The sequence below is a fragment of the Gardnerella coleohominis genome (assembly GCF_002896555.1).
Classification (GTDB): Bacteria; Actinomycetota; Actinomycetes; order Actinomycetales; family Bifidobacteriaceae; genus Bifidobacterium; species Bifidobacterium vaginale_F.
The window spans coordinates 1-404 of sequence record NZ_MNLH01000019.1 but is presented as its reverse complement, the minus strand read 5'-3'; the positions used below and the strand labels follow the sequence as shown (position 1 = coordinate 404).

Here is a 404-nt window from a genome sequence, read left to right as displayed (position 1 = left end):
GGGGGGGGGGGGGGGGGGGGGGGGGGGGGGGGGGGGGGGGGGGGGGGGGGGGGGGGGGGGGGGGGGGGGGGGGGGGGGGGGGGGGGGGGGTGGGKGGGGGGGGGGGGGGGGGGGGGGGGGGGGGGGGGGGGGGGGGGGGGGGGGGGGGGGGGGGGGGGGGGKGGGGGGGGGGGGGGGGGGGGGGGGGGGGGGGGGGGGGGGGGGGGGGGGGGGGGGGGGGGGGGGGGGGGGGGGGGGGGGGGGGGGGGGGGGGGGGGGGGGGGGGGGGGGGGGGGGGGGGGGGGGGGGGGGGGGGGGGGGGGGGGGGGGGGGGGGGGGGGGGGGAAAGAGGTTGCAAAAACACAAGCTCGCGAAGCAGCTAAAAATATTAAAGATTCGGAAAAGCCTATCAACATGAATAAAGA

At 86.8% G+C, this 404-nt stretch carries 1 protein-coding gene; it reads right to left on the bottom strand.

Annotated elements, in window-relative coordinates; genetic code table 11:
- A partial coding sequence (locus tag BFS05_RS06860; protein WP_180978625.1) for a hypothetical protein occupies positions 1-343 on the bottom strand: 343 nt, incomplete at its 3' end.
- Positions 344-404: the final 61 nt, after the last annotated feature.